The 8,638-nt window shown below is 69.7% G+C and carries 9 protein-coding genes; 3 read left to right on the top strand and 6 right to left on the bottom strand.

Annotated features, from left to right (window positions below; genetic code table 11):
- Positions 1-1,386: 1,386 nt before the first annotated feature.
- Positions 1,387-2,367 carry an alpha/beta fold hydrolase gene (locus tag KGQ19_RS45585; RefSeq protein ID WP_212021351.1) on the bottom strand — a complete coding sequence of 327 codons (981 nt, stop codon included), beginning with the start codon at positions 2,365-2,367 and terminating at the stop codon, positions 1,387-1,389.
- 54 nt (positions 2,368-2,421) lie between these two features.
- On the opposite strand from KGQ19_RS45585, the gene KGQ19_RS45580 reads away from it, so the two are divergent.
- Positions 2,422-3,024, top strand: coding sequence for a TetR/AcrR family transcriptional regulator (locus tag KGQ19_RS45580; RefSeq protein WP_212021350.1), 603 nt, complete (start codon positions 2,422-2,424; stop codon positions 3,022-3,024).
- Here the strand turns inward: KGQ19_RS45580 and KGQ19_RS45575 are convergent.
- A complete protein-coding gene (locus KGQ19_RS45575; RefSeq protein WP_230420445.1) occupies positions 2,997-3,833 on the bottom strand; it encodes a PaaX family transcriptional regulator in 837 nt (278 codons plus the stop codon). The genes KGQ19_RS45580 and KGQ19_RS45575 overlap by 28 nt on opposite strands.
- Positions 3,834-3,873: 40 nt before the next feature.
- Positions 3,874-5,556 carry an AMP-binding protein gene (locus KGQ19_RS45570; RefSeq protein WP_212021349.1) on the bottom strand — a complete coding sequence of 561 codons (1,683 nt, stop codon included), beginning with the start codon at positions 5,554-5,556 and terminating at the stop codon, positions 3,874-3,876.
- A 97-nt stretch (positions 5,557-5,653) separates the two neighbouring features.
- Between KGQ19_RS45570 and KGQ19_RS45565 the strand changes: the two genes are divergently transcribed.
- On the top strand, positions 5,654-6,859 hold the full coding sequence (locus tag KGQ19_RS45565) for an acyl-CoA dehydrogenase family protein (protein WP_212021348.1): 1,206 nt from the start codon (positions 5,654-5,656) through the stop codon (positions 6,857-6,859).
- Positions 6,860-6,919: 60 nt separating this feature from the next.
- Here the strand turns inward: KGQ19_RS45565 and KGQ19_RS45560 are convergent, their stop codons facing one another.
- Positions 6,920-7,492 (bottom strand): GNAT family N-acetyltransferase, encoded by a 573-nt coding sequence (locus KGQ19_RS45560; protein WP_212021346.1) that lies wholly within the window; start codon positions 7,490-7,492, stop codon positions 6,920-6,922.
- Positions 7,493-7,526: 34 nt separating this feature from the next.
- Entirely contained in the window at positions 7,527-8,120 is a 594-nt protein-coding gene (locus KGQ19_RS45555; protein ID WP_212021344.1) for a hypothetical protein, read from the bottom strand.
- A 127-nt stretch (positions 8,121-8,247) separates the two neighbouring features.
- On the opposite strand from KGQ19_RS45555, the gene KGQ19_RS53210 reads away from it, so the two are divergent.
- Positions 8,248-8,466 (top strand): DUF6191 domain-containing protein, encoded by a 219-nt coding sequence (locus tag KGQ19_RS53210; RefSeq protein WP_368862253.1) that lies wholly within the window; start codon positions 8,248-8,250, stop codon positions 8,464-8,466.
- Here the strand turns inward: KGQ19_RS53210 and KGQ19_RS45550 are convergent.
- On the bottom strand, positions 8,426-8,638 hold a 213-nt coding region (locus KGQ19_RS45550; protein ID WP_498038955.1), incomplete at its 5' end, for a DUF402 domain-containing protein. The genes KGQ19_RS53210 and KGQ19_RS45550 overlap by 41 nt on opposite strands.

The raw sequence follows: 8,638 nt of genomic DNA, 5'->3' as shown, positions 1-8,638 counted from the left end.
GCCTCTTCAACTCCAGCAAGTCGGAGCAAGGGCAAAGGGCCAGAGCAAGATCAAAGTCAAAGGCGATGGTGAAGGGCCGGGCCTCCGGCGGGCCTCGGCAACCTCAGGGAAACTAGCGCGGTTCCCTAGGGTGCCTGGGTCAGTCTCAGCGGCGGCGGTCCCTGAGGTGGTGCGGTCCGTTCCCCACGGTCGCGTCGTCAGCCCGATGGGTACAGCACCGGTGTCCGGGGGTAAAGTCCGCGCGCTACGGTCGAGCATTTGACCTGCGGTTTCGCACAGCGCGAACTTGACCCCCGGCCACCGGCACTGTAGGCGAAGCCCTGCCGACGCGACCGAGGGGAACGAACCGAAAACCGACCGGAAGAATGGCAATCGAAGGGACCGACAACGCGGGTCGGTGATGCGGCTGCCGGTGAGGGTGTGGCGGCGGGCCGGTGGTCAGTTGGTCGAGAACATGCCCGGGTGCGGTAGGTGGCATGCCTTGGCGGCTAGACAATCTGTCATCCGGCGGCAGCCATCTTGGTGGTCGGGTCTGTCTGTGATCCGGCGGCAGCGATCTTGGCAGCCAGATGAGCCCGCGCCCATACCTGCGACCGCACCCGCCAGCACAGAATGAGCACCCTGCGACTGTCGCGATGCCAGCGCCCCGACCGGCGGCCGAATCCGCCGAGCCGCCGGTACCGAACCACCGGGCTTTGCCATTTCTCCGGTCGGTTTTCGGTTCGTTCCCCTCGGTCGCGTCGGCAGGGCTTCGCCTACAGTGCCGGTGGCCGGGGGTCAAGTTCGCGCTATACGAAACCGCCGCCTACCTGCATGTCCGCCGTGCGCGGACTTTACCCCCGGACACCGGTGCTGTACCCCCCGGGCTGACGACGCGGCCGTGGGGAACGGACCGCACCACCTCACAGGCCGCCGCCGCTGAGACCGACCCAGCCACCCTAGGGAACCGCGCTAGTTTCCCTGAGGTTGCCGAGGCCCGCCGGAGGCCCGGCCCTTCACCATGGTCTTGATCTTGATCTTCAGCCCTTGATCTTGCCTGTGCTGTTGATCTGGCCTGTGTCCTTGCTCTGACTTGCTGGAGTTGAAGAGGCCTGAGTTGCGGCGGGGTTGTGAACGCGCGAACCGGCAGCCGATATACGTACTTGCCGTCCCGAACCCCGAACCGGTTCAACTATGACCGAAGGCCGTAAAAAGCTTTACAACCACAACCCAACCGCAACCCGGCCCGCAAACCCCAGCCCCCTCCAAAAGATCCGAACCCCGAACACAGTGAGTGTCCTGATCTGTCGGCTCGGGGGCCGTCCGGAATGCGGCGAGTTGCTCCGGGCGCGGGTTCTGTGGGAGGAGTTCGGCGAGTTGGCTGTGTCGTCGGGTCGGAGACGCGGGCTAACCGAGGGCGGCGAGTGGTGGGTCATCGGCGCCTTGACTGTCGTCCTTGTGGTGGCTTGGCTCTGTGCGGTTCTGGGGTGGTGACCATTTGAGGATCCGGTCGGTGACCAACTCCGGCTCGTCGGTGGACAGCGCGTGGCCGGTTCCGGGGATGACCTCGACGCGCGCCGTGGGAAGCGTCTCGCCGAGCCGTTCGGCCACCTGGTCCGAGTGGTGGATCGCGCTGCGTGCGCCGAGTAGGAACTGTGCCGGCACCTGAAGCGCTTGCAGGTCCTCGTCGGTGAGGACATCGGTCTTGGGAAGCCTGCGCCGGAAGCCCATTGAGGCGCGCATCAGGGTCATGAGGTCGCTGTCCAGGATCGCGCTGTTGTGGACGGCGCGCGCCAGTCGGGGCCGTAGTGGCCGCGGCGCCAGCCCTGCCAGTCCGCCGACGATCACCCACCGGTAGAACCGCCAGCCGACCTCGGCGAAGCCCGCTGGGTCCACCAGCGTGAGGGCTGCGGCGCGCCCCGGGTGGTGGATCTGGTGCTTCAGGGCGATCCAGCCGCCGTAGGAGCAGCCGACGATGTGTGCGTTCGTCGCGCCGAGCCCGACCAGCAGCTCCTCCAGCCATGCCGCCGCGTCCCGGCCGTCCGCGATCGGCGTGGTCTGCACGCTGCCGCCGGGCTCGCCGACCGTGTCGACCGCGTAGACGGCGTGCTCGCGGCTCAGTGCTTCGACATACCGGTGCCACATCAAAGCGTTCCCGCCGGAGGCCGGCAGCAGCACGATCGGGTCGCGGGCTCTGGTACCGCGACTGGGGCCAGGGTCGGTGCCGGGGCCAGCGCCAGGGCCGGTGCGCACAACGCGGGTAGTGCCGAACCGAGTCGGCACATCGAGCATCGTCCGAGAGCCCGGCCACAACTTGGCAAGAAGCTCCTCATACACACCGTGGAAGCGGTCGGCGGCCTCGGCGCTCTTGAACTCGCTGACTGTCATGATACATGTGTATCACGACATGATACGGGTGTACCACGAGAGGGGCGTCACACCATGGCCACGCGGGTCGACCACGAGGAACGCAGAACGCAGATCGCCGAGGCGCTGCTCCGGATCGCGGACACGCAGGGCCTGCAATCGGCGAGCATGCGCGCGGTCGCGGCCGAGGCCGGCGTGTCCCTGCGCCTGGTGCAGTACTACTTCACGACCAAGGAAGCCCTGCTGCTGGATGCCCTGGCGCGGCTCCAAAGCCAGCTTCAGGCGCGCATGAACACCTGGATCGGGGCCGCCGGCACCCCGCCCACGCCGCGCTCAGTGGTCACCGCGATCCTGTCCTGCATCGTCCCCACCGACGCCGAGAGCAGCCGGATCGCCAGAACCTACAACGGCTACTACACGCTCGTCCTGAGCGATCCGGACGTCCTGGAGAAGCACGGCGCGGCCCAGCCCGCCATCCTCGAAGGCTTCCTCGCCAAGCAGATCCGGGCGGGGCAGCAAGCCGGGGATGTCGCCGCGGACAAGGACCCGGAGCTGACCGCCGCCGGGCTGCTCGCCATGGTCAACGGTCTCGGTTCCAGTGTGCTGGGCGGTCAGCGAAGCGGCGAGGACGCCCTGGCGATCCTGCGGTACTACCTCGAAACCACGCTCTTCACGTAGCGCAACCCGCGTCCCCGCAACCGATCGTGCAGCCCGAAGAAGATGTCAGCAGCCTGCGTCCCCCGCCAGTCGTCCGGCAGCAGCTCCGGCGGCAGTCCGGGATCGCGGTAGGGCATCCGGCGCCAGGCGTCCAGCGCGAGCAAGTACGTCGCGAACGCGTCGGCGTCGTCTGCCGCATCGGCTTCCGTCTTCAGGAACTGCGCCGAGAACTCCGCATAGCCGGCCTGCACCGCGCCGAGGTCCCACCAGCGCGCCGCCGAGTCCCGCAGGTCGGCGTAGGCGAGGTAGTCGGCGTGGAAGAGGTCGACATACTCCGCGAGCTCCAGGCGCTCCAGCGTGTGGCGTGCCTCCTCGGCGAGGTGCGACGGGGCGATCCAGACGCCGGGTGCCGTGGTGCCGAAGCCGAGCCGGGAGAGGCGGGAGCGTAGGAGGTGGCGCCGGTGGCGTTCGGTCTCCGGCACCGAGAAGACCGCCAGGACCCAGCCGTCGGACAGCTGTACGTCCTGTCGCAGGTAGATGCGCCGGTCGCCGTCCGCCAGGATCTCCTCGGCCTCCGGCGACAGCGAGTAGCCGGCGACGCCGTCGGCCTGTCGTGCCTGGAGGAAGCCGCGCTGCTTCTGGCGCGACACCGCGGAGCGCACGGCCGGGGCGTCCACGCCGAGTCGGCCCAGGAGCGTCACCAGGTCCGCGACCGCGATCCAGCCGCCGAGTTCGCGGCCGTAGGCGCCGAAGAAGGACACGATCAGTGAACGCGGCGTCGGCGCCTTCATGGCGCCGGAGTCGGCCGCGGGCCCTTCGGTCTTCGACATGGCGCTCACCTCGGCAAGATACCGTGCTGCCCGGCGTGGTTCAGAGCAGGTCTCGGAGCTTGAACCGCTGGAGCTTGCCGGTGTTGGTCCGGGGCAGCGCGTCCACGATGTGCACGGAGCGCGGGTACTTGTAAGGCGCGATCCGCGCTTTGACGAACTCCTGCAGGTCCTTGACGGCGGCCTGGCCGGCCGGTGCCTCCGGCCGCAGCACCACGAACGCCGTCACCAGCTGCCCGCGGTCTGGATCCGGCGTGCCGATGACGCCGGCCTCGAGGACCGAGGGGTGCCGCAACAGCGCGTTCTCCACCTCCGGGCCGGCGATGTTGTAGCCGGAGGAGATGATCATGTCGTCCGAGCGCGCCTGGTACCAGAAGTAGCCGTCCTGGTCGCGGATGTAGGTGTCGCCGGTGTAGTTCCAGCCGCCGCGCACATACGTGCTCTGCCGCTCGTCGGCCAGGTAGCGGCAGCCGACCGGGCCGCGGACGGCCAGCAGGCCGGGTTCGCCATCCGGGACCGGGTGGCCGTCGGCGTCCAGGATCGCGGCCTCCCAGCCGGGGACCGGGCGTCCGGTGGAGCCGGGGCGGATGTCGTCGTCGGCGGCCGAGATGAAGATGTGCAGCAGTTCGGTGGCGCCGATGCCGTCGATGATCTTGATGCCGGTGGCGGCGTGCCAGGCCCGCCAGGTCTCGGCCGGCATCGCCTCGCCCGCCGACACGCAGCGGCGCAGCGTGCGCAGGCGGGGGTCCGGGCGGGCATCGCCGCCGTCGGCGTCCGGCTTCAGCATCGTGAGCATGGCCCGGTAGGCGGTCGGCGCCGTGAACAGCACGCTGACACCGTGCTTCTCGACCGCGCCGAGCAGCGCTTCGGGGCTGCCACGCTCCAGCAGCACCGTCGCGGCCCCGACCCGCAGCGGGAAGATGACCAGGCCGCCGAGGCCGAAGGTGAAGCCCAGGGGCGGGCTGCCGGCGAAGACGTCGTCAGGCCCGGCTTTGAGGACGTGCTTGGCGAAGGTGTCGGCGATCGCCAGCACATCGCGGTGGAAGTGCAGGCAGCCCTTGGGGCGGCCGGTGGTGCCGGAGGTGAAGGCGATCATCGCGACGTCGTCCTGCGAGGTCTGCACCGCCTCGAACTTCCGGTCCCCGACGAGGTCGCAGCGCGCGACCAGATCGTCGGGTCCGCTCCCGCCGAAGGTGACGACGCGCATTCCCGGGACGCCGGCTTTGTCAGCCTCCTGGTCGCAGCCCGGTGCACACAGCGCCACACTCGCCTGCGCGATCCCGGCGACGGTCGCGATCTCCTCGCTGCGCAGCAGCGGCACGACCGTCACCACCACCGCGCCGGCCTTGAGCACCCCGAACCAGCACGCCACCGTCCACGGGCTGTTCGGCCCGCACAGCAGCACCCGATTGCCCGGCACCACCCCGAGTTCGGAAGTCAGAACCCTCGCGATCTGGTCGCTGCGCCGGTCCAGGTCGCCATATGTCCAGGTCTCGGCTCCGGCGTCGGCCCCGGCCGGTTTCCCGCTCTCGCCGATCAGGCATCCGCGCTCCGGCCCGAACTCGGCGATCGCGGTGTCGAGCAGGTGCGCGGCGCAGTTCAGCCGCTCGGGGTAGCGCAGTTCACCCAGGTCGCCCAGGTCGAAGCGCAGCTCGGGCCACCGGTCCGCGGCGGGCAGGCGGTCGCGGGCGAAGCTGTCGACGTGCGCTGACGGGAGCAGGTCCATCGGGTCCTCCGGGACTCCGTGACTCCGTGGTGCTGGCTTGTGCTGGCAAGCGTACGACTTCTGTGACGGCAGTCAAGATTTTGTTACATTGACACGTATGGAATCCGGCACCCAGTTCCGCCTGACCCCGGCCCAGTCAGCTTTCTGCGCCGAGGTCCGCACCCTCGCCGAGACCGACCTGGCCCCGCTGGCCGCCGCCGGCGCCCCCGGGCACGTCAACCGCCCCCTGCTCGCCGCCATGGGCCGGCACGGCCTGCTGGCCCGGCTCTTCCCCGGCGGCCCGGACGGCCGCGCCGAGGCCGCGGCGCTGGACCTGTGCCTGCTGCGGGAATCGCTGGCGCAGGTCTCGACCGAGGCCGAGACCGCCCTGGCGCTGCAGGGCCTCGGCACGTATCCCGTCGTGCAGAACGGCACCGAGGAACAGATCGCGCACTGGCTGCCGAAGGTGGTGGCCGGGGAAGCGGTCGCGGCGTTCGCGCTGTCCGAACCGGGCAGCGGCTCGGACGCGGCCTCGCTGTCCCTGACCGCGACCCCGACCACGAGCCTGACCACGAGCCTGACCACGAGCCTGACCACGAGCCCGACCGCTGACGGCTCCGGCGAAGGCTGGACGCTGAGCGGCGAGAAGATCTGGATCTCCAACGCCCCCGAAGCCGACTTCTACACCGTCTTCGCCCGCACCACCCCGGACGCGGGCGCGCGCGGCGTCACGGCGTTCCTGGTCCCCGCCGACCGCCCCGGCCTGGGCGGCGAACACCTGGACATGATCTCCCCGCACCCGATCGGCCGTGTCACCTTCGACAACGTCCCGGTCACCCGCGCGGACCTGCTCGGCGAGGTCGACCAGGGCTTCCGCGTCGCCATGCGCACGCTGGACCTGTTCCGCCCCAGCGTCGGCGCCTTCGCTGTGGGCATGGCGCAGGCCGCCCTCGACGCCTCGATCGTCCACGCCGGCCAGCGCGAGGCGTTCGGCGGCGTCCTGAAGGATCTCCAGGCCGTCTCCCACTCCCTCGCCGAGATGGCGACCCGCATCGAGGCGGCCCGCCTGCTCGTCTACAGCGCCGCCGAGGCCTACGACAGCGGCGAGAAGCGCATCGCGGGCCGCTCAGCGATGGCGAAGCTGTTCGCGACGGAGACCGCGCAGTTCGTCGTCGACGCGGCGGTGCAGATCCACGGCGCCGTCGCGCTCCAGCACGGGCACCTGCTGGAGCACCTCTACCGCGAGGTGCGCGCGCCGCGGATCTACGAGGGGGCTTCCGAGGTGCAGCGGACGATCATCGGACGGGAGTTGTATCGGGGGTAGGGCGCGGGCTCGTCACAGTTCTTTGGCGGAGCGTCGCTACAGCTGCTTGCCGAAGCGTCGTCACAGTTCTTTGGCGAAGCGTCGGCAGACATGGACCCGCGCGAACTCCTCCCGCATGCGCTGCTCCTCAGCGAGCTTCGCGTGCAGGAACAGCATCATCGGCTTCAGTCCGGGCCGGGGCGTGAGGACGGCGCGCTCCGGCTCGCCGGAATCGGTGTAGTGGTTGGCGTAGACGTGCAGGTAGTGGTCGCTCTCGGCGAAGCCCATGGCGCGGTACCAGGCCAAGGTGTCCGGGTCGTCGCGGGTCCAGGCGTCCAGCGTGGTCGCCGACGAGCCGACGAGCAGGGCATTCGCCTGGGCCAGCAGGACCCGGCCCAGCCCGCGCCGCCGGTGGTCGGGATGCACCGCGACGGTCTCGATGGTCGCCAGCCCGCCGTCGATCTCGACGTCCATGATCCCGGCTATGTCGCCGTTCTCGTCGGCGGCGACCAGCTCGAAGCCCGGGGCGGGGATCCGCGGTCTGGCCCGCCACACGTCGTCGAAGTAGGCGGTGTCCAGGAACCCCAGGACCCGGCAGCGGAGCCAGGATTTCTCGTCGGCGGGCTCGTATTCGCGGACGGTGTAGCGCACCACTGATAATCCCCCATCGTGTGATCCCCCATGCCGGTCAGCATCCCCGCTCACTGACCCGCAGCTGCCGCTGGCACTCGTCGAGCAGGTCAGGGTACGTCTTCCCGATCGCCTCCAGCGCGCGCCGGCGCAGCCACTTCTCGGCGGCGGCCCGGCCGACCCGGCCGAACATGCCCTCGATCATCGCGTCGAAGCGGGTGAGCTGGTAGCGCAGGTAGTTGACCTTCCAGCGGTTCAGGGTATTGCTGTCGGGACGGCCGGCGTCGATCGAGTTCCGGGGTTCGCGGTGCCGGACCGCGCGCTCGGCCAGCACGTCGGGGGCCAGCTTGGGGATCGTCACCTCGTCGGCGGCCATCAGCCGGAGCATTTCCCGGCGGCGGCGGTCGGCCGCGGCTTTGGCCACCGCCGATCTTCGCCGGGCCAGGTCGCGGCGTTGGGTGAATTTCGTGGTGCGCTCGGCTGCCTGGACCCGGGAGAGGGCGAACAGCAGGGTCGGGGCCGAATGCCGGAAGCGTGCGACGAACTCGGTGCGGTCGGGTCGGCCCAGGAAGTCGCGGATCATCGCCGGGGTCCAGCCGCGGGCGGCGAGCTGGGTGGCGTTCAAGTAGCTGGTGGTGGTGCGTGGTGCCATAGTGGCGCCCCCTTTCTCCTGTCCCCTCAGGAATGCGAAGACACCAGGATGATTCGGGGCGATCGACTGATCAAGTCAGAGAACGGATAATTCACCCAGTCGGCCGCGGAACACGGCGTGTCGGGGCATGGAACGCCCGGGGTGTTCTGATCGTTACCCCATCATGAGCATCCTCGTCGACATGTTCCTCCCGAGCCAGCGCTACCTCGAGGACGAGCGGAACCGGCTCGAATGGACCCGTGAGGAGGAGGGCGAGGGCGAACCGCACCGCGGTCCGATCGATCTGGACAGCGGTACGGTGACCATCAAGCCAACAACTCCGCAAAGCCCCCGCGATGAGCCATAGCCGCCAGCTCCTCCAACGCCGCCTCGGCCCGCGCGGCGGTCTCCGGCTCACGCTCCCGCAGGCCGCTGGCCTCGAACTCGTCCTCGTCCAGCCGGAGGATCCGGGTGTGGTCGGCGGACAGCCACAGGTCCAGGTCCAGGTCGGCGACCTCCAGCCGCGGGCTGTCCGGGGC

This window comes from Catenulispora pinistramenti (assembly GCF_018274385.1).
In the GTDB taxonomy this organism is placed as follows: domain Bacteria; phylum Actinomycetota; class Actinomycetes; order Streptomycetales; family Catenulisporaceae; genus Catenulispora; species Catenulispora pinistramenti.
This window is presented reverse-complemented; position numbering and strand designations above follow the sequence as displayed.